Source organism: Stenotrophomonas sp. (genome assembly GCF_032066555.1).
Taxonomy (GTDB): Bacteria; Pseudomonadota; Gammaproteobacteria; order Xanthomonadales; family Xanthomonadaceae; genus Stenotrophomonas.
Window position 1 is genome coordinate 15,616 of record NZ_DAMBKV010000020.1, and the last position, 25,494, is coordinate 41,109.

The following is a 25,494-nucleotide window of genomic DNA, read 5'->3' on the forward strand; positions in this document are numbered from 1 at the left end:
ACACCGTCTGTTAAGCTGAACGAATCTCTGGAGGGAAACCCGCTTATGGCCAATGCAGCCAAGACCACCGCCAAATTGCCGTTCCACTGGAAGATAGGGATCGGCTTCGGCTTAGGTCTGTTGTTGGGCCTGATCGTGCATCTGGTCAGCCCTGACGCGTCTTGGGTGCATGAGGTCACCACCTATCTGACCACGCCGGTCTCGGGGCTGTTCCTGAGCCTGATCTTCATGCTGATCGTGCCGCTGATTTTTTCGGCGCTGGTGATGGGCGTGTCGGAGATGGGCGATATCCGCTCACTGGGACGTATTGGCTGGAAATCGCTGGCCTACACCATCGTGCTGTCCGGTGTGGCGGTATTGATCGGCTTGCTGCTGGTCAATCTATTCCAGCCCGGTGCCGGTGTTGATCCAGCTGTTGCCGCCAAGCTGCTGGCCGAGAATGCCGAACGCAGCCAGGCGATCGTGGCGGGCGCGGGCTCGCAGCCCAAGGGCCTGGACATGCTGCTGTCGATCGTGCCCAACAATGTGCTCGATGCGGCCTCGGACAACGGCAAGATCCTGTCGCTGATGTTCTTCGCGCTGATGCTGGGCATCGGCATGGTGTTGTCGCCGGCTGAAAAGGTGGCCACGCTGCGCAAGGGCATTGAAGGCCTGTTTGAAATCTCGATGACCCTGATCAATCTGGTCATCCGCCTGGCGCCTTACGCGGTGGCCTGCTTCATGTTCAACCTGGCCGCCATTTTTGGCTTTGATCTGTTGATCAAGCTGGGTGCCTATGTAGGGGTGGTGGTGCTGGCGTTGGCCACCCACATGTTCGTCAGCTATGGCATCGCAGTGAAGCTGGCCGGGCGCTCGCCGATCAGGTTCTTCCGTGAGACGCAGGAGGCCACAGTGATGGCGTTCTCCACCGCGTCGTCCAATGCGACCCTGCCGACCGCGCTGCGCGTGGCCGACCAGATGGGCTTCCCGCACAAGGTTTCGCGCTTCGTGCTGACCGTGGGTGCTACCGCCAACCAGAATGGCACCGCGCTGTTCGAGGGTGTGACGGTGATCTTCCTGGCGCAGTTCTTCGGCGTGGACCTGAGCATCGGCCAGCAGTTCATGGTGATGGTGGTCTGCATCCTCGGTGGTATCGGCACGGCCGGTGTGCCGTCGGGTTCGCTGCCGGTGGTGGCACTGATCTGTGCCATGGTCGGCGTCAATCCTGCCGGTATCGGCCTGATCCTGGGCGTCAACCACTTCCTGGACATGTGCCGTACCGCGTTGAACGTGACCGGTGACCTGGCCCTGACCACCCTGGTGGCGCGCGGTGAGAGTGACGACAGCATCGGTCGGCATCACCCGCAGGGGTGAATTCCGGCGGGTTTACGGTAACGACGGCCACCCTGTTCAGGGTGGCCGTTCTGCTTGGGCATGTTCCTGTCAGGCGAAACCAAGACGAACTACCGTCAGCTTTTACGGACTGATCCCGGCAGTCGCTTGTGGGACAATAGGCCGCCCGCAGTTCCGCGGGAGCCTCCTGATTCTGACGACCCATGACGCAGCCCACCCGCCGCCAGTTGGCGAACGCCATCCGTTTCCTTGCCGCTGATGCGGTAGAAGCCGCCAAGTCCGGTCATCCCGGCATGCCGATGGGCATGGCCGATATCGCCGAAGTGCTCTGGAACGACTATCTCCGTCACAACCCGAACAACCCGAAGTGGTTCAACCGCGACCGCTTCGTGCTGTCCAACGGTCACGGCTCGATGCTGCACTACGCGCTGCTGCACCTGAGCGGCTACGACCTGCCGATCGAAGAACTGAAGGCTTTCCGCCAGCTGGGCAGCCGCACTGCCGGCCACCCGGAGCGTCATGAAACCCCGGGCGTGGAAACCACCACCGGCCCGCTGGGTCAGGGCCTGGCCAATGCCGTGGGCTTCGCGCTGGCTGAAAAGCTGCTGTCGCAGCGCTACAACCGCCCGGAATTCGAAGTCGTCGATCACCGCACCTGGGTGTTCATGGGCGACGGCTGCCTGATGGAAGGCATCTCGCACGAAGCCGCCTCGCTGGCCGGTACCTGGGGCCTGAACAAGCTGGTCTGCTTCTGGGACGACAACAACATCTCCATCGACGGTGAAGTGGAAGGCTGGTTCACCGACGACACCCCGGCACGCTTCGAGTCCTACGGCTGGAACGTGGTGCGCGGCGTCGACGGCCACGATCCGGAAAGCATCAAGGCCGGCATCGAGCAGGCGCTGTCGCAGTTCGACAAGCCGACCCTGATCTGCTGCAAGACCACCATTGGTTTTGGTTCGCCGAACAAGGCCGGCCAGGAATCCAGCCACGGCGCACCGCTGGGCAAGGACGAGCTGGAAGCCACCCGCAAGGCGCTGAACTGGCCGTACGGGCCGTTCGAGATTCCGGAAGAAATCTACGCTGGCTGGCGCGCTGGCGGCACCGGCACCCTGCGTCAGGCCGAGTGGGAGCAGCTGTTCGACAAGTACGCTGCACAGTTCCCGGCCGACGCCGACGAACTGACCCGCCGTTCGCACGGCGAACTGCCGGCTGACTTCATTGCCCAGGCCGATGCCTACATCGCCCAGGTGCAGGCCGAAGCGCCGAACATCGCCTCGCGCAAGGCCTCGCAGAACGCCATCCAGGCCTTCGCACCGCTGCTGCCGGAAATCATCGGCGGCTCGGCTGACCTGGCCGGTTCCAACCTGACCCTGTGGAAGGGTGCGCAGACCGTGGTCGGCGAAGACCCGCACGCCAACTACGTGCACTACGGCGTGCGTGAGTTCGGCATGAGCGCGATTGCCAACGGCCTCGCCCTGCACGGCGGCTTCCTGCCGTTCGACGCCACCTTCCTGGTGTTCAGCGACTACGCCCGCAACGCGCTGCGCATGAGCGCGCTGATCCCGGCGCACGTTATCCACGTGTTCACCCATGACTCGATCGGCCTGGGCGAAGACGGCCCGACCCACCAGCCGGTGGAGCACGTGTCCTCGCTGCGCTACATCCCCAACAACGATGTGTGGCGCCCCTGCGATGCGGCCGAATCGGCGGTCAGCTGGAAGGCGGCCATCGTTCGCAAGGATGGCCCGAGCTGCCTGATCTTCAGCCGCCAGAACCTGGCCCCGCAGCCGCGTACGGCCGAGCAGGTGCAGCAGATCGAACGCGGTGGCTACGTGTTGGCTGACGCAGCCGGTACCCCGGACGTGATCCTGATCGGCACCGGTTCGGAAGTGGGTCTGGCCGTGGCCGCCAAGGCCGAGCTGGACGCTGCCGGCATCAAGACCCGCGTGGTGTCGATGCCGTGCACCGACGTGTTCGATCGCCAGGACGCCGCTTACCGCGAGTCCGTGCTCCCGAATGCCGTGCGCAAGCGTGTTGCCGTCGAAGCCGGCGTCACCGGTTTCTGGCGCCAGTACGTGGGCCTGGACGGCGCGGTTGTTGGTCTGGACACCTTCGGCGCATCGGCCCCGGCCGACAAGCTATACAAGCATTTCGGCATCACCACTGAAGCGGTTGTGGCAGCAGCCAAGGCGCAGGTCGCGGGCTGATCAAGCGCCGCTGCACGTCTTGAACAAAGGCCGGGGAAACCCGGCCTTTGTTTTGGCTTCGCCCCAACTGTAGTGCCGAGCCATGCTCGGCAGGGGGCTCGCCCAGCGAAGGGCTAACCCCTCCCCAACCCTCCCCTTCGCTGCGCGAAAGGGAGGGAGCAGATATGTAGTGCCGAGCCATGCTCGGCAGGGGCTTTCCCAGCAAAAAGCCACCCCTCCCCAATCCTCCCCTTCGCTGCGCGAAAGGGAGGGAGCAGATCTGTAGTGCCGAGCCATGCTCGGCAGGGGCTTTCCCAGCAAAAAGCCCCCCCTCCCCAACCCTCCCCTTCGCTGCGCGAAAGGGAGGGAGCAGCTATGTAGTGCCGAGCCATGCTCGGCAGGAGCCTCCCCGGTACTCCGACCAATGTAGGAGCGGCGTAAGCCGCGAAGCTGAGAACCTTTGGCTACCGATGCCAATATCGATTGTCAGCTTCGCGGCTTACGCCGCTTCCACTAAATCAGCCTTCTCTGTGCGCGATCAGATTGCGATGCACACCATCAAGCTTTCCCGACACTCCGCGCCAGACCAACCCGCAACAGCCCAGCATTGAGCCGCTCGCCAAAATTGGCCGGTCGCTCCAGTCCCATCCGCTGCATGTACATCGCATCGTTCTCGGCGGGCGGTTGGCGCAAGGCTGCGACGACGGTACGCAGCTTGCCCATCGACGTCGCAGTCGCCGATTTCAGCCAGCCCAAGGCGCGTACCAGATCCTGTTCAACGGCATCGAAATCACTACCCAGCGGGTAGTCCGGCAGACTGCCATCGGCACGGAATGGGGCAAGTTTCGCGCGCAGCACCTCGGCGTGGTTCTGTTGCCACTGTGCTGGCGCGCTGAAGCTGGCGGCGAGTTTCTTCGAGGCCTTGGCTTGATCCAATAGCGCCGTCTGGAATGCAGCGTCGGTGATGCTGCTCATCGCGACCACGCAATCCTCGTCGGTGAGGTTGCGAAGGTCGGCGATGCCGTACTCATTGACGAAGACATCGCGCAGGTGACGCGGAATGGTGGTGTGGCCGTAATTCCAGCGCACATTGGATTGCGGCTTGCCGCCATCGTCGCGTGTCGCCCGGAACATCAGCACGCTGCGTGCATCGGGCAGTGCATGCGCCATCGCCACGAAGTTGTACTGGCCACCGACGCCGGACACCACGCGACCATCTTCCAGTGCATCCGATGCCGCTGCGCCAAGCGCGCTGGCGATCATGCAGGAATTGAAGAAGCGTGCATCGCGGCGTTGCAGGCGTTCCAATGCCTCGTTGCCGCCGTAGAGCTGGTTGATCTCACTGATGCGGCGCATGCCGATGGCGGCGCGTTCGGCATCGGGGAGATTGCGCAGCCACTCGTAGAACTCGGTTGAGCCCAGATAGAAGGCACCGTGCAGGTACTCGCCTTCGCGTGCAAGTCGGCCGCGGTCACCATTGCTGGCAGTGCCGTCGGCCAAACGCTGCATCAGGCCAAGATCGTCATGCACCTTGCGCCAGATAACGCCGGTCTGCACCAGCTTGCGGAAGCCTTCGTTGAGCATCTCGCTGCAGCCGTACAGGCCGATTTCGAACGGCCCCAGCCCACCTGCTTCATGCACCAGCGGGTGCTCGGCGATCTGCGGATCCAGCGCGTGCAGGATCTGCCGGTAGCGTGCGTTGTCGGTGTGCCGCAACACCAGCGCATGGCTGAGCGCGTCGGCCAGCGTGCCGATGCCGATCTGCAAGGTGCCGCCATCGCGCACCAGGGTGCTGGCGTACAGGCCGATGGCGTAGTCGGCATCGCTGACCGGCTGCCGCGGCAGGCCAAACAGCCGGGGGTAGGGACCGGGGGGGGTGATAACCAGATCGAAGAAGTCCGGATCAACGGCGGCGGTGCCGCCCAGCCACGGCAGTTGCGGATCAATCTCGGCAATCAACAAGGGCTTGGGCAGGCCGCGCTTGGCGATGGCATCCAAGGTGTCCTGGGTGATGTCGTTGTTGCACGACAACGACAGCTGATGGCTGCCTTCGCGGTAGGCCACTTTCTGCACGATGGCATTTGGCGCGCGCTGCGCTACCGCATCGGCGGCATGCGTGTAGTTGAGGCTGGTGTAGTAGCGCTGTGCCTGCGTCGACCGCAGCAGCGCGCCGGATTGCATGTAGAACTCTTCCACCTGCACATGTGCAGGCAACGCATCGCGGGCGATGGCATCGGAGTAGGCAAGGCGCGGGAAGTCTGCGCCGAAGTGGCGCTCGACGAACGGGCGCATGAAGCGCGCTTCCAAACCATCGCCTTTGGCCTGCGGCGGGTTCAGTGACAGCGCGGTATACAACTGCAGCGGCCGCGCCGGGTCGTGTTCGAGACGCGCGTACAGGGCATTGAGCAAACGGTGCGGTTTGCCCAGCGCCAGTGGGGCGCCGATGCGCAGTGGGCCTTGGATGTTGCTCAGCAGCCAGTCCACGGCGGCGTCGAGGTCGGTCACGTGATGGGGCATGGTGTCCGGTATCTGCGGGGGTGAAGGCATTACAGCATGTCCCCCCTGAATCACTTGGTGAGGACTTGACAGGGCTTTTGTTTACTCGTGTAATCGTAAAAAATTACAGGCGTAAACGATGATCCGTATCAGCGAGGCCGAGGCCGTTGTCATGGAAGTCCTCTGGGGGCAGCACCCGCTGTCTGCCGACGAGGTCATCGCGCGACTGCCCGGCGGCAATGACTGGGCCGAGGCCACGGTCAAGACCCTGCTCAACCGCCTGCTCAACAAGGCGGCCATCAGTGCAACCAAGGAAGGACGGCGTTTTCTGTACACGCCGCTGGTGCAGCGCGATGCCTGGTTGCTGGAGGAGAGCAGCAGCCTGATCGAGCGCCTTTTTGATGGCCGTGTTGCGCCGCTGGTCGCCCATTTCAGCCAGCACCAGCGGCTCAGCCGCGAGGACGTGGCCGAGCTGCGCAAACTGCTGGAGGGGCTCGACGATGACCAGCACTGAGATCTTGGCGCTGCTGCTGAATACCACCTTGGCCAGCAGTGCGGCGGTTGCGCTGGCACTGATCCTGCGCCGGCCGCTGCGGCACTGGCTTGGGGCAAGTGCAGCCTATCTGCTGTGGTTGCTGCTGCCGGCGATGCTGCTGGCGGTGCTGTTGCCGGCACCGCGGGTGGCGCCCGTGCCGATGCGGGTCAGTGAGGTAGCTGTGCAGGTTGGGCAGGCGGTGGTTGCGGGTCCCGCCGTGATAGCGCATTGGCCACTGTGGCTGTGCTGTGCGTGGCTCGCCGGGGTGTTGCTGATGGCGTTGCGCCTGTATCGCCAGCAGCGGAAATTCCAGCAGGGGTTGGGGCGGCTCAGCCAACGCGATGACGGCTTGTGGCAGGCACAAGCCGTGGCGGGCTTGCCTGCGGCGATGGGCTTGTTGCGGCCGCGGATCGTGCTGCCGGCTGGCTTCGAACAACGCTATCTGCCGATCGAGCAGCAACTGGTGCTGCTGCATGAGCGCGTGCATCTGCAACGCGGCGACATCGCGATCAATGCACTGCTGGCGTTGTTGCAGTGCCTGTACTGGTTCAACCCGCTGTTGTTGTTCGCCCTGCGTTGCTGCCGCGAAGACCAGGAATTGTCCTGCGATGAACGTGTGATTGCCCGGGTGTCGGGCGCACGCCGCAGTTATGGCGAGGCCATGCTCAAAACCGGGCTGGCCGCGTCCCCGTTGCCGGTGGGGTGTCACTGGCAGAACCATCATCCATTGAAGGAGCGTATTGCCATGTTGAAGCGTCCCGTACCGGGCAGGAAGCAGTGGTGTGCCATGTTGATGTTGTCGTTGGGCTTATCGTCCGCTTTCGGCTATACCGCCTGGGCTGCGCAGCCGGGCAAGGTGGTGTCCACATCTTCGTCGACGTCCACATCGTCTTCTTCATCGACCTCGACGACGACCGGCAAGGGCACGGTGTATGCCACCTTCGTGGAGGCGACACTGGAAGGCACCAAGCAGCGCTTCGAGCTGCAGCAGTCAGCAGGCACGCCGTTCTCCTTCAGCGCCAGCTCGGACAAGGGTGTGCAGTGGGCAGCGGAGTTCACCCTGCAGCCCGCAGCTGACGGGATGCTCACGCTGAAAGGCACGCTGAAGGCGAATGGGGATCTGATCTCGTCGCCGACCTTGCTGATCAAGCCCGATGTGGCCGCAGGCATCGAAGTGTCCACCGCCGACGGGCGCTCGACCTGGGTGCTGGAGCTGCGATCGGTTGCGTTGGCAGCAGGAGACCCGGCCATCGCATCGGCAGCTTCCGGCAAGGCCGAGCAGGTCGGTTTGCCGAATGCCGGACGGATGCCGCCGCCCAGCTATCCGCGTGCTGCGATCGACAGTGGCACCAGTGGCAAGGTGGTGCTGCGTATCGCGGTGGATGCCGAAGGCCGGGCGACCGACGTGGTCGTTGCCGAGGCGCATCCCAAGGGGGTGTTCGAGGAAGTGTCGATTGCTGCTGCAAGGCAGTGGCGTTTCACGCCGGCGATGAAGGATGGCAAGCCGGTCGCCGGCACCATCCGGGTGCCGATCTCGTTTGATATGGACGAAGAAGAAATGCACTACACCGAAACCCAGAGCAGGAGCTGAGGTGCGCGGGCATGCGGTGATGCTGCTGGTGCTGATGCTTGCAGGTTGTGCGACGCCGCCGGCGAAGGAGCAGGTGAGCAGCAGTTTCAACCTCAACCAGCACCGGCAGATGCTGACGCCCGAGTCGTCCGGCGGTGCAGGCGAAATACAGCCCTATCAGTTGGCCGCCACGGAAAGCTTCCGCATGCCGGTTGCAGTGACTGCCGATGATCCCGTGCTGCCGTCGGAGTACGCCAAGCGTTCACTGGATGCCACTACGGTATGCGTGAATGTCATCCTCGATGCGCAGGGGCGGGTGGAACGCAGTGCGCCGCTGCTGGCGCATTCGGCCTGCGGTGCGGGAAGTGATGCGGCCAACGCAGGCCTGCTGCAGGCGGCGCTGGCCGCCACATCCGGGTGGTTGTTCGAGCCGGCTGCGGTTTGTCATTACGCTGCCGGTGTACGGGCGCCGTCGAACGGGGACTGCAGCAGTGCCTCACGCATCGAGGCGGTGCCGGTAACCCTGGCTTATGCCTTCACCTTTGAAGTGGTGGAGGGCAGGCCGCAGGTCCGGCGGCAGGACGGCCTGCACTGAGTACAGGCTTGCTTCGGTGCAGGCGTGTTTCTCTCAAGGAGTATCGAGCAACTGGTTCAGCAGCGCGGCCAGTTGCTCACCTCCCAGGCGGAGTTGGGCCTCGGCAACCGGCTCCCACACAGCGGTATAGCGCTCGTCGATCTTGTGGCCGCTTGGATACAGGCCTTTGCGTGTGGCGATGCGGCAGGTCTGTTCGGCCCACAGCGCGGGGTCGCGCTGCAGATCCGGCGCGCGCCGGGCGGCCGGTGCCGGTAACGCCAACAGCCGCTGCAGGAATTGATCATCGTTGAGCTGCAGCGTGTAGAACATGCCACTGTCCCAGACCGAATGCAGGTTGGTACCGCGGCCGTTGAACTGCAGCTGATAGGTATTGCCGCCGCGATCGTGGCCATAACCGGCATGCAGCGGCTGGTGCAGATCGCCGACCAGGTGCACGACGAATTTGAGCGCCTGCAGGCGTTCGCGATCATTGAGTTGGCGATTGGCCAGCAGCGCGCTCTGTTGCTTCAGGGCCCCCACCACACAGTCGTCATTGCGGCAGTGGGTGGGCGGAGAGAAGATGCAGTCTTCTTCTGCCATGTTCACGTAGTGCCAACCCGCCGACTTCTTGCCGAGGTCGGGGTCGTTGGCACGCAGCTGGTCGGCCCATGGGGCGATATTGCTGAGGGTCGCACCCGGCTCACTGGCCAGCAGGCGATCAATTTCGACCCTGGCCTGCGGTTCCAGGCGGATTTCGGCAATGCGCGCGACCAGGCGGTGGCCCTGCGCGCCCCACGCCAATGCCTGGCCGGGGAGGGTTGCGATGACGGTGGTGGCGATGCCCAAGGCTGGCATCAATAGACGGTGGAGCTTGTTCATGCCGCCATTCTAACGGCTGCAGTGCCCGCCGCTGCGTGCGCCAGATGGCGAAACACGCCCCCGGCGGTGGCCGGGGACGTGCTCGTTGGGGGAGGGTAATGCTCAGCTACCCATCGACAATGGCCAGACTCAGAACTTGAAGACGTACGCCACGCCATACACCAGCGGATCGATCTTGGCGGTACCCAGCTTGTTGCCGTTGACCTTCACCTTGGTGTCGATGTCGGCCCAGCGCATGTCAACGCGCAGTGCGCCCTTGTCGCTGACGGCGAAGTCCAGGCCGGCGTGGGCAGCCAGGCCCCACGAGTCTTCCAGCTTCAGCTTGGTGCCGGCCAGCGCGCCCTTGCTGTCGGTGCTGAAGAACTTGGTGTAGTTCACGCCCAGGCCGACGAACGGGGTGACCTTGCTGCTGTTGGCGAAGTGGTACTGCAGCGAGACCACCGGCGGCAGCTGCTTGGTTTCGCCAACCTTGCCGACGCCGTCGATGCTGACGTCGTGCTTGAACGGCAGTGCGCCCAGGACCTCGATGCCGACGTTGTCAGCGACGAAGTATTCAAAGGTGATGGTCGGCTTGACGTCGCTGTCGACCTTGGTGGGCAGCTTGCCCAGACCCAGCGCGGCGCCATTCAGATCGCCCGCATCGGACTTCGGGTCAACCGCGTGGACGCCGACGCCCAGGGTCCAATCGCCCTTGGACTGGGCCATGGCGGGGGCGGCGGCAGCCAAGGACACGGCGGCGGCCATGGCGGAGAGCAGCAGGGCGGTGGTCTTGCGCATGTGTAATTCCGTTGCTTGGTGGAGGTGGCACCAGTGTCCGGTCCGCGCCCGGGTACCGCTTTGATCCTGATCAAACAGGTGTTTGCGCTCAGCTGGCGCTCAGCTGGGGAGGTTCGGCGGACGGCCACGGGGTGGGCAACTGTCCTGCTAGAATGGCGTCCCCTTTCCACCCCCGCCGCAACGGTTTTGCGGCTGCAGGAGCTTGTGAACATGGCAATCAAGGTCGGCATCAACGGTTTCGGTCGCATCGGACGCAATGTGCTGCGTTCGGCAGTGTTGAACTTCGGCAACGACATCGAGATCGTGGCCATCAATGATCTGCTGGAGCCGGATTACCTGGCCTACATGCTCAAGTACGACTCCGTGCATGGTCGTTTCAAGGCCGACGTGGAAGTGTCGGGCAGCGACCTGCTGGTCAACGGCAAGAAGATCCGCCTGACCCAGGAGCGCGATCCGGCCAATCTGAAGTGGGACGAAGTGGGTGTGGACGTGGTGATCGAATCCACCGGCCTGTTCCTGACCAAGGAAACCGCGCAGAAGCACCTGGACGCCGGCGCCAAGAAGGTGATCCTGTCGGCCCCGTCCAAGGACGACACGCCGATGTTCGTGTTCGGCGTGAACCACAAGACCTACGCTGGCCAGAGCATCGTCTCCAACGCCTCGTGCACCACCAACTGCCTGGCCCCGCTGGCCAAGGTCATCAACGACAAGTGGGGCATCAAGCGCGGCCTGATGACCACCGTGCACGCTGCCACCGCTACCCAGAAGACCGTTGACGGCCCGTCCAACAAGGATTGGCGCGGCGGCCGCGGCATCCTGGAAAACATCATTCCGTCCTCCACCGGTGCGGCCAAGGCCGTCGGCGTGGTGATCCCGGAACTGAACAAGAAGCTGACCGGCATGAGCTTCCGCGTGCCGACCTCGGACGTGTCGGTTGTCGACCTGACCGTCGAGCTGGAGAAGGAAGCCACCTACGCTGAAATCTGCGCCGAAGTGAAGGCACAGAGCGAAGGCGCGCTGAAGGGTATCCTCGGTTACACCGAAGACAAGGTGGTTGCCACCGACTTCCGTGGCGAGACCCACACCTCCGTGTTCGACGCCGAAGCCGGTATCGCCCTGGACGGCACCTTCGTCAAGCTGGTCAGCTGGTACGACAACGAGTGGGGCTATTCCAACAAGTGCCTGGAGATGGTGCGCGTCGTCGCCGCCTGAGCCACGCAATAGCTGCAAACAGAACGGGCGCCGAAAGGCGCCCGTTCTGCTTTTGTAGAGCCCTCCCTTTCGCCGCAGGCGAAGGGGAGGGATGGGAGGGGTGCTGTTGCTCTTGCTCAAGCCCTCCCTTTCACCAAAGGTGAAGGGGAGGGTTGGGAGGGGTGCTTTGCTCTGGCGCTGGCCTGCGCTCCAGATCCGTAGCTCCGTAGCCCGGGTAAGCGCAGCGCACCCGGGATTGGAGAGGGTTGAAAAGCCTGCGGCAATGATCTGCACGGGAGGATGCCCCGGGTGCGCTGCGCTTACCCGGGCTACATGGCGTTGCAGACCGCACAATCGCTGCTCGGGCTTACTTCACCGGCGGCAACTCAATCGCATCCTTGCCCGGATGCTTGGCAAACCGCCCTTGACCAGCCGGATGCACGGGGCCATGGCTGGACCACGGCCAGCCACCAAACTGGGTACGCCCGTAATCCCGCCGCGCCTGCTCGATCTCCTCGGCGGTATTCATCACGAAGGGGCCATAGGCCACCACCGGCGCACCGATCGGTACGCCCTGCAGCAGCAGGATCTGCACCACGTCTTCGCCGCCGTTGTGCAGCGGCAACGCGCTGCCGGCAACCACTTCCAGCAAGCGCGGGCCGCTGATCGCATCACCCGCCACCTGCAGCTGCTTGCCGTCGTGGAAGTACAGCGTGCGGCGCGTGCCTAGCGCGTTCGCCGGCGGCAGGATCACCGAGGCACCGGGTTGCAGGGTGATCTGCCAGACCGCGACATCGGCTTGCGGATTGGCCGCCCAGGAACTGCGCCCAGGTGCCAGCGGCAACAGTTCGGCATGGCCCGGCTCCTGCGGTTCATAGCGCCCGGCAATCACTTTTACCTCGACGCCGTCGATGCGGTATCTGGGAATGTTCTCGTTCCACAGCATCACGAACTCCGGCTCGGCCATCTTGCTCTGCGGCGGCAGGTTCAGCCAGATCTGGTACAGGTCCAGCGGATTGCCATGTTCGCGCGAACGCAGCGGGAACATTTCCGAATGCTGGGTGCCGCCACCGGCAGTAAGCCACTGCACGTCGCCATCGCCGTAGCGCGCGGTGGCGCCCAGCGAGTCGGCGTGGTCCACCAGCCCCTGCGGCACGATGGTGATGGTTTCAAAGCCGCGGTGCGGGTGGGCGGGGAAGCCCGGCACGGTGACGCCGTGGTACATGCTGAAGCCGTCCTTGCCACTGAAGTCGTGGCCAAGTTCACGCCCACCCAGCTGACGCATGTCCACGCCCTGTTCGGCGGTGGCCTGCGGATACTGATCCAGGTGATGGGCGCAGAACAGGAACGGATCGGTGCCTGGCCACGGGCGGCCCAGCGGTTCGTTGCGAAGGATCAGGGCGGACATCGGGGACTCCTTTGGGCGTGTGGGGAACGCGCCGGGCTGGCGCCGGGCTGCGTGGTCATGCTCTATTGATGGGTGCGCGGTTCCAGGCCACAAGGAGGCACGTCGATGGCAGCAAGTCACACCGGTGATACTGGACCAGCAGCGGGTGAAGACGCCGCGTATTGCCAGCAGATGCGTCTGCTGCTCGACCGCGTCGGCGAAAAATGGAGTCTGTTGGCGGTCATCGCACTGCGCGGACAAGCGCGCCGCTTCAATCAACTGCGGCGTGAACTGAGCGGTGTATCGCCACGCATGTTGGCGCGCACGCTGCGTGGCCTGGAGCGGGATGGGCTGGTCAGCCGGCGTGTTTATCCGACGGTGCCGCCACAGGTGGACTATGCACTGACCGCGCTGGGGCAATCGCTGCTGCAGCCGGTGGATGCCTTGCTGCAATGGGCTTGGGCACACCAGCCACAGATGGATCAGGCGCGCGCTGAATTCGATGATCGCCAGCGTGATGCTGGGGAAGTCTCGCTGCAAGGCTGATGCTGCCCACTCGACTACCAAACAGATGCCAGGGTTGCGGGGGATTGTTCGGTGTGGGAGCGGCGTAAGCCGCGAAGCTGGGGACGCTGAAGCCCTTGGTATCCATGCCATCTGATGACGTGCCGGCTTCGCGGCTTACGCCGCTCCCACAAAAGTACGGTCTGGGGCTCAACGTGGCTCATACGCTTGGGCCAGCGGCATTGCACTGCCGGAGCGGGCGGAAGCTGACTGGGCGCATCTTGCGTTTTCAGGTGGCCCCGATAAGGTGATGCTGCACGTTCAGGTGCACAAGGATGATCAATGGACGAGGGTTGGGTGTTGTTGATAGTGCTGCTGGTACTGGCCGCACTGGCGATGCCGGTGTTGCTGGTGGCTGCCCTGGTATCGGTGTCCTCGCTCAAGCGCCGCGTGGCAGCGCTGGAAGAGCGACTGGATGCTGGCGAGACCGAAGCCGCACCTCGCAGGCAGCGCGCCGAAGCGATACGGCCCTACGCCTGGGCGGAGCCCGAGCCTGAGGTCGATTCAGATCACTCCGCTGTCGAACCGGTGGCGGTTGCATCTCCATCGCATGCAGCCGAGCCGGTTGCTGCCTCGCCAGCGCCACCGCCGCTGCCGCCCAGGCCAGATCCGCTCGATCCACTGGCCGCCGAGCCGCGTCGTCCGCTTCCGCCGCGTCGCGAGCCGTCGCCGGAGCGGACCTGGACGGCTGCCGAGCCGGTGGAACCATCCGAACCCAACTTCATCGAGCGTGCGCTTGCCTACGCCAAGCAATGGCTGACCAGCGGCAACGTGCCGGTCAAGGTCGGCATGCTGGTGCTGCTGGCGGGCGTCGCCGCCTTGCTGAAGTATGCAAGCGACCAAGGGTGGTTGGTGGTGCCGCCGAGCCTGCGTTTGGCGGGCATCAGTGCCGCAGCCCTGGCGGGTCTGGTGTTCGCCTGGCGCAAGCGCGAGAGCCACCGCACCTTCGCCCTGGCGATGCAGGGCGGCATGATCGGCATCCTGTTGCTGGTGGTGTTTTCCGCCTGCAAGAACTACGGGATGATCGGAACTGGCGCTGCATTTGCATTGAGCGTGGTGCTGATTGCCGGACTGTCGGTGATGGCGGTGCTGCAGGAGAGCAGGACGCTGGCCATCCTTGGCGTTCTGGCCGGTTTCATGGCGCCGATCTGGTTGTCGGATGGCAGCGGCAATCATGTCGCCCTGTTCTCATACTACGCACTGCTCAACGCCGGCATCTTCGCCATCGCCTGGGTGCGGCCATGGCGCATCCTCAACCTGCTGGGGTTTGTCTTCACCTGGGGCATTGGCACGGCCTGGGGCGTGTTGAAGTACACCCCGGCCAATTTCAACAGCACCGAGCCGTTCCTGGTGCTGTTCTTCGTGTTCTATCTGTTGCTGCCATTGCTGTATGCCCGCAAGGCCAGTAGCGCCGGCAGTGCGCGTATCGATGGCTGCCTGCTGTTTGGTACGCCGCTGGTCGCATTCTCGTTGCAGGCGGCGTTGCTGCACGGTGATCGCATGCCCCTGGCGTTCTGTGCGTTGGGTGTGGCGGCGTTGTACGCAGTATTGGCACGCGCCTTGATCAACAACGAGCGCATGAATGTACTGGCGCGCGGCTACGCCATTCTCGCGGTCGGATTCGCCACCTTGGCGGTGCCTTTGGCCTTGTCGGCCAAGGCAACTGCATCGGTATTCGCGTTGGAAGGCGCGGGGCTGGTCTGGCTGGGCTTGACCCAGGACCGTCGACTGGCCCGTTGGACCGGTATTGGTCTGCAACTGGCTGCAGCCGCGGCCCTGGCGATTGGCGTGTCGGGCAGTCATCTCGGCGCGACGATTGCCATCGCCAACGCCGCCTTCATGGGCGCCTTGCTGATCGCCGTCGCCGGCTTCGCCACGGCATGGTGGTACCGAAGTGCAGGCAATCTGCAGGTCGCAACCGTTGCCTACCTGTGGGCGTTGGCCTGGTGGTTGGGCAATGTGATCCTGGAGATCGGCGATTTTGTCGAGGTCGACAGTCGCCTGCATGCGGTGTTGCTGCTGCTCGGCGTGACCGGCTGGCTGGCGGCGGAAGTGCAACGACGTGCGCCGGCGTTGGCGCTTTCCTTGACCACGCTGGCGGCGCTGCTGCTGGCCTTCCCGGTGGCCTTCCTGCAGGTGTCCGAATACGGCCAGCCGTTTGCCGGCTATGGCGCGGTGGCATGGGCGGTATTCGCGGCGCTGGGTGTGCGCAGCCTGATGTGCCTGCGCGCAGGCAGTGGTGTGGTCGCCGGGTTGGCGCAGCTGGCCTGGTGGCTGCTGTGGCCGACGGTACTGTCGCTGCTGGCCTGGCATATCGGCGAACGATTCACGCTGGCCGAGGGCTGGGTGGGCATGTTGCTGGCGCTGCCCTGGCTGTTGTTGGCCGTGCTGTCGATGTATCGCTGGACGTGGTTGTCGCAGCCGCTGGGTGCGGCCTTCGATCGCTATCGTGCGGCCTTGCAGGTGGCGGTGTTTGCTGCGCTGGGCCTGTGGTGGATGGGTTCGTTGGCCAGTGCCGGTTCGGCTGCGCCGCTGCCTTGGATTGTCGTACTCAACCCGCTGGAACTGGCCGAGATCGCGGTGCTTGTGCTGCTGGCGATGCGCCTGCGGCAGAACGGCAGCGGGTCGGTATTGCCGATGCAATTGGTGGGTACGGCAGTCGCCGCGCTGGTGCTGGTGACGGTGATGACGCTGCGCGCCGTGCATCACTGGGGTGATGTGCCGTGGAGCGACAGTCTGCTTGGCACCAAATTGGCGCAGACCAGCCTGACCGTGGTCTGGAGCCTGCTGGGTGTGATTGGCTGGATCAGCGGCTCGCGGCGCGGCCAATGGGGTCTGTGGTTGGCGGGTGCGATCCTGATGAGTGTGGTGCTGGCAAAACTGCTGCTGATCGATCGCGGCAATCTTGGCGATCTGCTGGGTATCGGTGCCTTCATCGCCTACGGTCTGCTGTGCACCCTGGTCGGCTGGCTGGCGCCAGCGCCGCCACGACGCTCAGGTGCTGAAACAAACAATGAGGAAACAACCGTATGATCAAGCGCCTGCTGGTACTGGCGTTGCTGCCTTTCAGTGCTGTCGCAGCCGATGACTTTGCCCGGCAATGGCCGCTGCAGCTGTCGCAGCCGGATGCTGGCGCCTACCGGGTGCCGTTGGATGCATCCGTGTATTCGGCTGTGCACTGGCGCGACCTGCGCGATGTGCGGGTGATCGATGCCGATGGCAAGCCGGTGGCCAGTGTGGTGTACGCCGCCGCAGTGCCACTCGGCGGCGCAGTGCGTATCGCCCCGTTGCAATGGTTTGCATTGCCTGCGGCCAGCGTCGGCGGTGATGACGACCTGAGCGTCGTGGTGGAACGCGATACCGCTGGCAAAGTGGTGTCGATCCGCAATTCCGTGGGCGCGGCGCCTGTGGCTGGTAGCGCTGATCCGGTATGGCTGATCGATCTTGGTGGCGAGGCAGGCAAGCTGCACAAACTGCTGGTGGATTGGAGTGACGCCGCAGCGACGCTGGATCTTGGCTATCGCCTCGAAGGCAGCGACGACCTGCGCGGCTGGCAGGTGCTGGATCCGCAGGTGCGGCTGGTGCAATTGCGCAACCAGGGCAACGAGCTGCGCAGCAACGGCATCAAGGTTGAATCGGGCCTCCGCTACCTGCGTCTGGTCCCTCTGCAGCGCAGCGGCGCGCCGCAGCTGCAGGGTCTGCGGGGTGAATTCGCCGATGCGGTCGAGGTCGGCGACTGGCAGTGGCAGGAATTGCAGGCGGCTGCCGGTGGCAATGGCAAAGATGGATATCTGTACCGCCTGCAGGGTCGATTCCCGGTGCAGCGCCTGGATGTGGTGATGCCGCCGAACAGCGCGGTGAGCTGGACGGTATCCAGTCGCGATGAGGACCGCACGCGCGCTGACAACGGGGAACCGGTCTGGCAAACGCTGACCAGTGGCTGGAATGCGTGGAACCTGAGTCAGGCTGGCAAGCAACAGCGCTCGCCGTCGTTGGAGACCTCGGGCATCGTTGATGATCGGCAGTGGCGCCTGCAGGCCGAGCCTGGCGCGGTACCTGCTGCCGCGCCAGCGTTGCGTCTGGGTTATCGCCCCGGCAGCGTGGTGTTCCTTGCACAGGGGCGTGCGCCTTACCTGCTGGTTGCAGGCAGTGCGGATGAAGGCAAGGCGCAGGCAGCGTTGGACCCGATGTTGGCGGCCTTGCGCGCACACAACGGCCCGCAATGGCAGCCTGCCGCAGCGACGCTGGGGGCCGGAGCGCAGCGTGCCGGTGATACTGCCTATCAGCAGGCCGAGGCACCGCGCGATTGGAAGAACATCGTGCTGTGGGTGGTATTGGTACTGGGGGCATTGGCGGTCGCGGGCTTTGCGTTCAGCCTGATTCGCAGCAGCCGCGCAGAAAAGAAAGAGACCTGAGGTAGTGCCGAGCCATGCTCGGCAGAGGCTTTCCCGGTACGCCTGACCGACTTGGCTCCCTCCTTTTCGCAAAGCGAAGGGGAGGGCCGGGGAGGGGGTGGTCTTTTGCTCAATTGGTTTATCTGCTTCGTGGCTGACGTCGCTCCTGCAGTCGGGATGTGTGGGTAATGCCCCTGCCGAGCATGGCTCGGCACTACAGGTGTCGTCGGCAATCGAAAGGATCGGTTGGCTTATGCGTTTGCAGTCATTTGCGGTTGCAGTTCTGCTTGGTTTTTCGACCGCCGCCGCTGCCAGGCAGCCGTTGTCTGATGCCCATGCCGAGCAGGTCTTCAATTTGTGGCTTGCTGCATATAACAGCGGTGAGCGCGATGCGCTGCAGACGTTCCTGGTCGACTACAAGGTTGGCCAGGAGGCGCAGCGCTTTCTGGATATCCGCCAATCACTGGGGACGTTCAAGCTGTTGGGCGTCAAATCCAGCACGGCGGACAGTGCGCAGCTGATATTGCTGTCGGAGATGACCGATCGTGGTGTGCTGGCGACGCTGGATCTGGATCCAGCGGATCGGTTTGATGTCACCAAGCTGCAGCTGGAAGGGATGGACTTGCCGGATGAGTTCAAGCCGCAGCGGATGTCCCTGAATCAGGTGCTGGCCGCAGGCAAGGCAAGACTGGATGCAGCGCGTGCAGCCGACAGCTTGTCCGGTGCACTGCTGGTGGCGAAGAACGGCAAGGTTCTGTTGGCCTGGCATGGCGGCGCCGCAGACCGGGAGCGCGCTGTTGGAGTCGATGAAACAACCCGATTCCGGCTGGCCTCCTTGAACAAGATGTTCACCGCCGTGGCCATCCTGCAGCTGCGGGAGGCGGGCAAGCTGTCGCTGGATGACACGATCGCCGCGCATCTGCATAACTATCCGAACCCACAAGTGGCCAGGGCAATCAGCATCCGCCAGCTGCTCAATCACACCAGCGGCCTCGGAGATGTATTCGGCGAGGAATTCGAGAAGCGCTCGCAATCCTTGCGCACCTTGAACGACTACTGGGGTCTGGCCAGCGCGGAGCCGCCGAGCTCTACTCCGGGCAGTGAAGATGGCTATTCGAATTACGGCTATATCCTGCTCGGCTCGATCATCGAGGCGGTGAGCGGACAGTCGTATTACGACTACGTGGATCAGCACATCTTTCGTGTTGCCGGAATGAGTGCAACCGGCTCGGAGCCGGAATCCGTGGCCGTGGCGGGGCGGGCGGTCGCCTATGCCAAGCGTGACGGCAAGTGGGTGCAGGAGTCCAAAACGCTGCCATGGAGGGGCACGTCTGCTGGTGGCGGTTACAGCACGGTTGGGGACATGCTGAAGTTTGCCGAAGCACTGCGCGCAGGTCGGCTGATATCGCCTGAATCACTGGGGTTGGCCACAGCACCGCAGAACAACAAGGCCTGGTACGGCTATGGCTTCATGGTCAGCGGGCATGGCGCGGAGCGGCAGTACGGGCACGAAGGTGGCGCGCCGGGCGCGAATACCTCGCTGGTGATCCTGCCGGAATCGGGTTACGTGGTGATCGGTTTGAGCAATGTTGATCCGGGCGCCATGGAAAACGTGGTGAACTTCATCGTCCATCGCCTGCCGCTGTGAGCGCCCAATGTAGTGTCGAGCCATGCTCGGCAGGGGCTTTCTCGATGCACTTGTGGGAGCGGCGTAAGTCGCGAAGCTGGTGCAACGCAAACAGGCGAGATGGCTGCGATTGCGGTTGGCTCAGGGCGTTGTCGCTTTGCCAGCTTCGCGGCTTACGCCGCTCCCACAAGTAGTGTGGGTTGCTGGTAACGCCCCCAGCCGAGCATGGCTCGGCGCTACCGTTTGAAGTCCTGGCGCAGCAGGCCGTAGATGGCGCTGTCGCAGAGTTCACCGTTTACATGCCAGCGTTCGCGGAGCAGGCCTTCGCGGACGAAACCGAGTCTTTCGACGAGGCGACAGGAGGGCAGGTTGCGTGGGTCGATGTCGGCCTCGATGCGGCGTAGCCCCAAGTTGTTGAACACGTAGCCCAACACGAGTTGCAGCGCTTCGCTGGCCAGGCCGCGGCCCTGCCAGTCGGGATGCAGGCTGTAGCCGATCTCGGCGCGGCCTTGTTCCAGGTTCAGGTAGAACACCGCGCTACTGCCAATCAAAAGATCACTGGTGGCATCCGCGATCGCCCATATCAGGATGTCCTCCTCTCGGCGCTGGCGCTGGATGTCGGCGATCTTCTGTTCGGCCTGTGCCAGTTCGGTCCAGGCTGGGTAGCTCCAGTAGCGCATCACCTGCGGGTGGCTGTGGATGGCGAACAGTGCTGGCGCGTCGTTGGCACGGACCTCGCGCAGGCGCAGGCGGGGGCTGGACAGCTCGGGTTGCGGCAGGCGTGGCGACATCCGGTGCACCTTGGGTTTGCCCCTGCAGGCAGGGCGGGCGAGAATTGCGGTTTCCCCACACTCTGCGGAGCTGATCCTGCCATGTCCATCGTTCGCATGACCGACCTCGACCTTTCCGGCAAGCGCGTACTGATCCGCCAGGATCTGAACGTGCCGATCGACGAGAACGGTCGGATCACTTCCGAGCAGCGCATCACTGCCTCGTTGCCGACCCTGAAGCTGGCGCTGGAAAAGGGCGCTGCGGTGCTGGTCACCTCGCACCTGGGCCGCCCCAAGGAAGGCGTGTGGAGCGAGGCCGACTCGCTGGCGCCGGTGGCCAAGCGCCTGTCCGAGCTGCTGGGCGTGGACGTGCCGCTGGTCAAGGACTGGGTGGACGGCGTGGACGTGGCCCCGGGCCAGATCGTGCTGCTGGAAAACTGCCGCATGAACGTGGGCGAGGGCAAGGACGATGAGGCGCTGTCGCAGAAGTACGCCGCGCTGTGCGATGTGTTCGTGATGGATGCCTTTGGTACCGCCCACCGCGCCCAGGCCTCGACCCATGGCGTGATCCGTTTCGCCCCGGTCGCGGCCGGTGGCCCGCTGCTGATGGCCGAGCTGGACGCGCTGGACAAGGCGCTGGCCAAGCCGGCGCGTCCTTTGCTGGCGATTGTTGCCGGCTCCAAGGTCTCGACCAAGCTGGAGCTGCTGTCCAGCCTGGTTGGCAAGGTGGACCAGCTGATCGTCGGTGGCGGCATCGCCAATACCTTCATCGCGGCCGAAGGCCATGGCGTGGGCAAGTCGCTGGTCGAGAACGACCTGCTCGACACCGCACGCAAGATCGACGCCGATGCCAAGGCCCGCGGCGCCGAAATCCCGCTGCCGACCGACGTGGTGGTGGCACCGGCATTTGCCGCTGACGCCCCGGCCACGATCAAGGCCGTGGATGCCGTGGGTGCCGACGACATGATCCTGGATATCGGCCCGCAGACCGCCGCACAGTACGCCGAGCTGATCGCCAAGGCGGGTACCGTGGTCTGGAACGGCCCGGTCGGCGTGTTCGAGTTCGACGCCTTCGGCAAGGGTACTGAAGCGCTGGCCAAGGCCATCGCCAGCTCCAAGGCGTTCTCGATTGCCGGTGGTGGTGACACCCTGGCAGCCGTGGACAAGTACGGCATCGCCAAGGAAGTGAGCTATATCTCCACCGGTGGTGGCGCGTTCCTGGAGTTCCTGGAGGGCAAGACCTTGCCGGCGGTGGCAGCGCTGGAGGCTCGCGGCGCGTGAGCCGCGATGTGTTCTTCTTCGATCTCGACGGCACGCTGATTGACTCGGCCGTCGGCATCACCCGCTGCGTGGCCTATGCGCTGGAAAAGATGGACCAGCCGGTGCCGGCCGATGCCGAACTGCGCAAGTGGATCGGCCCGGCGCTGCGTACCAGCTTCACACCGGTATTCGGCGACGCTGAACGGGTGGAGCGGGCCGTTGAGCTGTACCGCGAGCGCTTTGACGTGCTGGGCTGGCAGGAGCATGCGATCTACGCCGGTATCGGCGAGGTCGTGCAGGGCCTGCATGCGGCTGGCCACCGGCTGGCGGTGGTCACCGCCAAGAACGAGCCGCATGCCCGCCGCATCGTCGAGCACCTGCCGTTCGGCAGCTGTTTCGAGGACATAATCGGTGCCACGCCGGACGGCTCGCGCAGCCACAAGCCGGAACTGATCGCCGAGGCCCTGCAGCGCCTGCAGCTGCAGCCGGCAGCGTGCTGGATGATCGGCGACCGGCGCATGGATATCGAAGGTGCGCGTCACCACGGCATGCGCAATGTCGGCGTGCTGTGGGGGTTTGGTGGCCGCGAGGAACTGCAGGCTGCCGGGGCTGGGGCGGTGGTGGCTACGCCGGATGCGTTGGCGACGGTGCTGCGTGGCTGATTGATGGGCTTGGGGTTTTCGCGGCTCAGGTAGCCGGAGCCGCGAAGTCTTGAGTAAAGAAAGAGATTCGTCATTTCCGCGCAGGCGGGAATCGCTTTTGGCTTTTGACTCGGGATGTTGCGGCGAGTCGAAAAGGACGAAAGCCAAGAGCCAAGAGCCCAGAGCCAAGAGCCAAGAGCGATTCCCGCCTGCGCGGGAATGACGATCCGAGAGGCCTCAGGGGGAAGGCCCCGGACGTTCGCGCTGGTCGCGCCACTTGTCACACAATGTCCCCGGCGTGTCTCCAGCCAATTTATTTGCTGCGAAGCAGCACAGAAATCTCTAAAGCCAACACGCAACAGCAACATTCGCGTGCTGAGCTATCCCCCTGGCGTATTGACCTGGGCAAGTCAGCTGCAGGTCCTGCGTTGTCATACCGTACGGTATGTCCAGATCGGCTGTCTGGCTTGTCTTTGGGACACAGCAGAAAGTGTCGTATGAAATCGTATGCGACATCGTTGTCATGCAATGGATGTGCTACTTTCGGCGGTCTACCAGGGAGACCACGCACAATGATTGAACGTCAGCGCCGCACCAAGATCCTCGCCACCCTCGGGCCGGCAACTGACGCGCCGGGTGTGCTGGACGATCTGTTCCGCGCCGGCGTCAACGTGGTGCGCCTGAACTTCTCCCACGGTGATCCGTCCGGTCAGGCCAAGCGTGCTGCCGATGTGCGTGCCGCTGCCCAGCGCGTGGGCGTGGAAGTGGGCATCCTGGCCGACCTGCCGGGCCCGAAGATCCGCATCGAGCGCTTTGCCGAAGGCAAGGTCATGCTCAAGGCCGGTGACCGCTTTGATCTGATCGCCAGCGCCAATGCGCCGGCCGGCGACGCCAGCCAGGTGGGCGTGAGCTACCTCGGCCTGCCGCAGGACGTGGGCCCGGGTGACGTGCTGTTGCTCGACGACGGCCTGATGCAGCTGCAGGTGGTGGAAGTGCAGGGCGAGCGCATCATCAACACCGTGCTCAACGACGGCGTGCTGTCCGACCGCAAGGGCCTGAACAAGCAGGGCGGCGGCCTGTCGCTGGGTGCGTTGACCGAGCGTGACAAGGAACTGATCGGCATCGTTGCCAAGATCGGCGTGGACTTCATCGCCGTCTCGTTCTGCCGCAACGCGCAGGACATGAACGATGCCCGTGCCATCGCCCAGCAGCACGGCTGCGACGCGGCGCTGGTGTCCAAGATCGAGCGCACCGAAGCCATCGAGAACCTGGAAGAGATCGTCGACGCCAGCGATGTGGTGATGGTGGCGCGCGGTGACCTGGGCGTGGAGATCGGCGACGCCGAGCTGCCGGGCCTGCAGAAGAAGATCATCAAGGCCTCGCTGGCGCAGAACAAGGTGGTCATCACTGCCACGCAGATGCTGCAGTCGATGGTCGAAAGCCCGATCCCGACCCGCGCCGAAGTGCTGGACGTGGCCAACTCGGTCATCGACGGCACCGACGCGGTGATGCTGTCGGCCGAAACCGCGGCCGGTGCCTATCCGGTCAAGGCGGTCGAGGCGATGGCCCGTATCTGCCTGGGCGCCGAGCGCCAGTTCCAGACCGAGACCGACTTCAATGCCTCGCCGCGCAACCTGGAACGTGCCGACCAGGCCATCGCCATGGCCACCATGTTCCTGTCCCAGCACGTGGGCGTGCGCGCCATCGTGGCGATGACCGAATCCGGTGGTACCGCGCGTTACCTGTCGCGCTTCCGCGCCAAGTCGCCGATCTACGCGGTCACCCGCCATGACGGTGCGCGCCGGCAGATGGCGTTGATGCGTGATGTGTTCCCGATCAACTTCGACAGCCGTGGTTTCACCCCGCGCGAAGCCGCGCGCGGCAGCATCCGCCTGCTGGTCGAGTCCAACCTGCTGCAGGCGGGTGATCGCGTGGTGTTCACCAGTGGCGAGCACATGGAAACCCATGGCGCCACCAACACCTTGCGCCTGCTGGAAGTGGGTAACGACGGCCGCGCCAGCGGTCTGGGCGACCTGTAAGCGACGCCAGCAACAAGCCACCGCTCCGGTCACCAGTTGGCCGGAGCGGACAGGTTTTGTCCTGACCTGACAGCCTGAAACCGATTCCAGACCTTGCGGGCAGCCAGCCGGTGAGCGTGCCGGGCTATAATCCGGGTTTTCCCGCACGCTGTCACAGGAACCTCATGAGCATCGAACTGCTGGCTGAAACCGCCCAGGCCATGGTCGCCCCGGGCAAGGGCATCATCGCCATTGACGAATCCACCGGTACGATTGCCAAGCGCTTCGCAAGCGTCGGCATCGAGAACACGGAAGAAAACCGTCGTGCCTACCGCGAACTGCTGCTGACCACGCCGAAGCTCAACGAGCACATCTCCGGCGCCATCCTGTACGACGAAACCATCCGCCAGTCGACCAAGGACGGCGTGCCGTTCGCCAAGTACATGGCCGACAACGGCATGATCCCGGGCATCAAGGTCGACAAGGGTGCGCACCCGCTGGCCGGCTGCCCCGGTGAGTTGGTGACCGAAGGCCTGGACGGCCTGCGGGAGCGCCTGCAGGAGTACTACAAGCTGGGCGCGCGTTTTGCCAAGTGGCGTGCGGTGATCAACATCGGTGAAAGCATGCCGTCGGGCACCTGCATCGAGTCCAACGCCCATGCGCTGGCCCGCTATGCGGCGCTGTGCCAGGAATGCGGCCTGGTGCCGATGGTCGAGCCGGAAGTGATCATGGACGGCGACCACGACATCGAGACCTGCTACGAAGTCACCGAAGCCACCCTGCGTTCGCTGTTCGACGCCCTGTACCAGCAGAACGTGGTGCTGGAAGGCACCATCCTGAAGGCTTCGATGGTCATCCCGGGCAAGACCTGCGACGAGCAGGTGGATGTCGAGGAAGTGGCCGAGTCCACCGTGATGTGCCTGAAGTCGACCGTGCCGGCGATCCTGCCGGGCGTGGTGTTCCTGTCCGGTGGCCAGAGCGACGAGCAGTCCACCGCTCACCTCAATGCCATGAACCAGGTTGGCACCTTGCCGTGGCCGCTGAGCTTCTCCTACGGCCGCGCCATGCAGCAGGCTGCACTGAAGCTGTGGGCCAAGGACATGAAGGGCAACTACGCTGCCGCACAGAAGACCGTGTTCGAGCGTGCCAAGGAAAACGGCCTGGCAGCACAGGGCAAGTGGGAAGGCTGATACGCCAAGCTGCGTGAGTTGAACAAAACGCCGGCCAGAAGCCGGCGTTTTGTTTTGCTCTGCTTTTGTTTTTTTTTGTGGGAGCGGCATAAGCCGCGAA

19 protein-coding genes are annotated in these 25,494 nt (G+C 64.1%); 14 read left to right on the forward strand and 5 right to left on the reverse strand.

Annotated features, from left to right (window positions below; all coding sequences use genetic code 11):
* Positions 1–45 precede the first annotated feature (45 nt).
* Positions 46–1,353, forward strand: coding sequence for a dicarboxylate/amino acid:cation symporter (locus RT131_RS16940; RefSeq protein ID WP_313173940.1), 1,308 nt, complete (start codon positions 46–48; stop codon positions 1,351–1,353).
* A gap of 182 nt (positions 1,354–1,535) precedes the next feature.
* The gene (gene tkt / locus RT131_RS16945) at positions 1,536–3,542 is read left to right on the forward strand and encodes a transketolase (protein ID WP_313173941.1); all 2,007 of its coding nucleotides are present in this window, start codon (positions 1,536–1,538) and stop codon (positions 3,540–3,542) included.
* 537 nt (positions 3,543–4,079) lie between these two features.
* On the opposite strand, the gene RT131_RS16950 is transcribed toward tkt, so the two are convergent.
* A complete protein-coding gene (locus tag RT131_RS16950) occupies positions 4,080–6,038 on the reverse strand; it encodes an acetyl-CoA hydrolase/transferase C-terminal domain-containing protein (protein WP_313173977.1) in 1,959 nt (652 codons plus the stop codon).
* A gap of 118 nt (positions 6,039–6,156) precedes the next feature.
* Here RT131_RS16950 and RT131_RS16955 point away from each other — a divergent pair, with 118 nt between their 5' ends.
* The 3 genes from RT131_RS16955 to RT131_RS16965 are packed head-to-tail and all read left to right on the forward strand — an operon-like array spanning position 6,157 to position 8,717.
* Entirely contained in the window at positions 6,157–6,531 is a 375-nt protein-coding gene (locus RT131_RS16955; RefSeq protein ID WP_313173942.1) for a BlaI/MecI/CopY family transcriptional regulator, read from the forward strand.
* Positions 6,518–8,143 carry a TonB family protein gene (locus RT131_RS16960; RefSeq protein ID WP_313173943.1) on the forward strand — a complete coding sequence of 542 codons (1,626 nt, stop codon included), beginning with the start codon at positions 6,518–6,520 and terminating at the stop codon, positions 8,141–8,143. Before RT131_RS16955 ends, RT131_RS16960 begins: the two co-directional genes overlap by 14 nt.
* Position 8,144: 1 nt before the next feature.
* Positions 8,145–8,717 (forward strand): hypothetical protein, encoded by a 573-nt coding sequence (locus RT131_RS16965; protein ID WP_313173944.1) that lies wholly within the window; start codon positions 8,145–8,147, stop codon positions 8,715–8,717.
* A gap of 33 nt (positions 8,718–8,750) precedes the next feature.
* On the opposite strand, the gene RT131_RS16970 is transcribed toward RT131_RS16965, so the two are convergent.
* The gene (locus RT131_RS16970) at positions 8,751–9,575 is read right to left on the reverse strand and encodes a S1/P1 nuclease (protein ID WP_313173945.1); all 825 of its coding nucleotides are present in this window, start codon (positions 9,573–9,575) and stop codon (positions 8,751–8,753) included.
* A 129-nt stretch (positions 9,576–9,704) separates the two neighbouring features.
* The gene (locus tag RT131_RS16975; RefSeq protein WP_313173946.1) at positions 9,705–10,352 is read right to left on the reverse strand and encodes an OmpW family outer membrane protein; all 648 of its coding nucleotides are present in this window, start codon (positions 10,350–10,352) and stop codon (positions 9,705–9,707) included.
* A 210-nt stretch (positions 10,353–10,562) separates the two neighbouring features.
* On the opposite strand from RT131_RS16975, the gene gap reads away from it, so the two are divergent.
* Positions 10,563–11,564, forward strand: coding sequence for a type I glyceraldehyde-3-phosphate dehydrogenase (gene gap, locus RT131_RS16980; RefSeq protein WP_282268943.1), 1,002 nt, complete (start codon positions 10,563–10,565; stop codon positions 11,562–11,564).
* 346 nt (positions 11,565–11,910) lie between these two features.
* Here the strand turns inward: gap and RT131_RS16985 are convergent, their stop codons facing one another.
* Positions 11,911–12,951 carry a pirin family protein gene (locus RT131_RS16985; protein WP_313173947.1) on the reverse strand — a complete coding sequence of 347 codons (1,041 nt, stop codon included), beginning with the start codon at positions 12,949–12,951 and terminating at the stop codon, positions 11,911–11,913.
* 105 nt (positions 12,952–13,056) lie between these two features.
* Between RT131_RS16985 and RT131_RS16990 the strand changes: the two genes are divergently transcribed.
* The 4 genes from RT131_RS16990 to RT131_RS17005 all read left to right on the forward strand — a co-directional run bounded on the left by RT131_RS16990 (position 13,057) and on the right by RT131_RS17005 (position 19,536).
* Positions 13,057–13,476: a helix-turn-helix domain-containing protein gene (locus RT131_RS16990; protein ID WP_313173948.1), complete on the forward strand. Its 420-nt coding sequence runs from the start codon at positions 13,057–13,059 to the stop codon at positions 13,474–13,476.
* 300 nt (positions 13,477–13,776) lie between these two features.
* Positions 13,777–16,527, forward strand: a complete 2,751-nt coding sequence (locus tag RT131_RS16995) for a DUF2339 domain-containing protein (RefSeq protein ID WP_313173949.1) — start codon at positions 13,777–13,779, stop codon at positions 16,525–16,527.
* A complete protein-coding gene (locus RT131_RS17000) occupies positions 16,524–17,909 on the forward strand; it encodes a DUF3999 domain-containing protein (protein WP_313173950.1) in 1,386 nt (461 codons plus the stop codon). Before RT131_RS16995 ends, RT131_RS17000 begins: the two co-directional genes overlap by 4 nt.
* A gap of 232 nt (positions 17,910–18,141) precedes the next feature.
* Positions 18,142–19,536, forward strand: a complete 1,395-nt coding sequence (locus RT131_RS17005) for a serine hydrolase domain-containing protein (RefSeq protein ID WP_313173951.1) — start codon at positions 18,142–18,144, stop codon at positions 19,534–19,536.
* A gap of 215 nt (positions 19,537–19,751) precedes the next feature.
* Here RT131_RS17005 and RT131_RS17010 read toward each other — a convergent pair whose 3' ends face one another.
* Complete coding sequence (locus tag RT131_RS17010; protein WP_313173952.1) at positions 19,752–20,306, reverse strand: GNAT family protein; 555 nt, start codon at positions 20,304–20,306, stop codon at positions 19,752–19,754.
* Positions 20,307–20,387: 81 nt separating this feature from the next.
* Here RT131_RS17010 and RT131_RS17015 point away from each other — a divergent pair, with 81 nt between their 5' ends.
* The 4 genes from RT131_RS17015 (at position 20,388) to RT131_RS17030 (ending at position 25,394) form a co-directional block, all read left to right on the forward strand.
* Entirely contained in the window at positions 20,388–21,566 is a 1,179-nt protein-coding gene (locus tag RT131_RS17015; protein WP_313173953.1) for a phosphoglycerate kinase, read from the forward strand.
* The gene (locus RT131_RS17020) at positions 21,563–22,207 is read left to right on the forward strand and encodes an HAD-IA family hydrolase (RefSeq protein WP_313173954.1); all 645 of its coding nucleotides are present in this window, start codon (positions 21,563–21,565) and stop codon (positions 22,205–22,207) included. Before RT131_RS17015 ends, RT131_RS17020 begins: the two co-directional genes overlap by 4 nt.
* Before the next feature lie 551 nt (positions 22,208–22,758).
* Positions 22,759–24,225, forward strand: coding sequence for a pyruvate kinase (gene pyk, locus RT131_RS17025; protein WP_313173955.1), 1,467 nt, complete (start codon positions 22,759–22,761; stop codon positions 24,223–24,225).
* Between the two features lie 164 nt (positions 24,226–24,389).
* Positions 24,390–25,394, forward strand: coding sequence for a class I fructose-bisphosphate aldolase (locus RT131_RS17030; protein WP_282271310.1), 1,005 nt, complete (start codon positions 24,390–24,392; stop codon positions 25,392–25,394).
* Positions 25,395–25,494 lie beyond the last annotated feature (100 nt).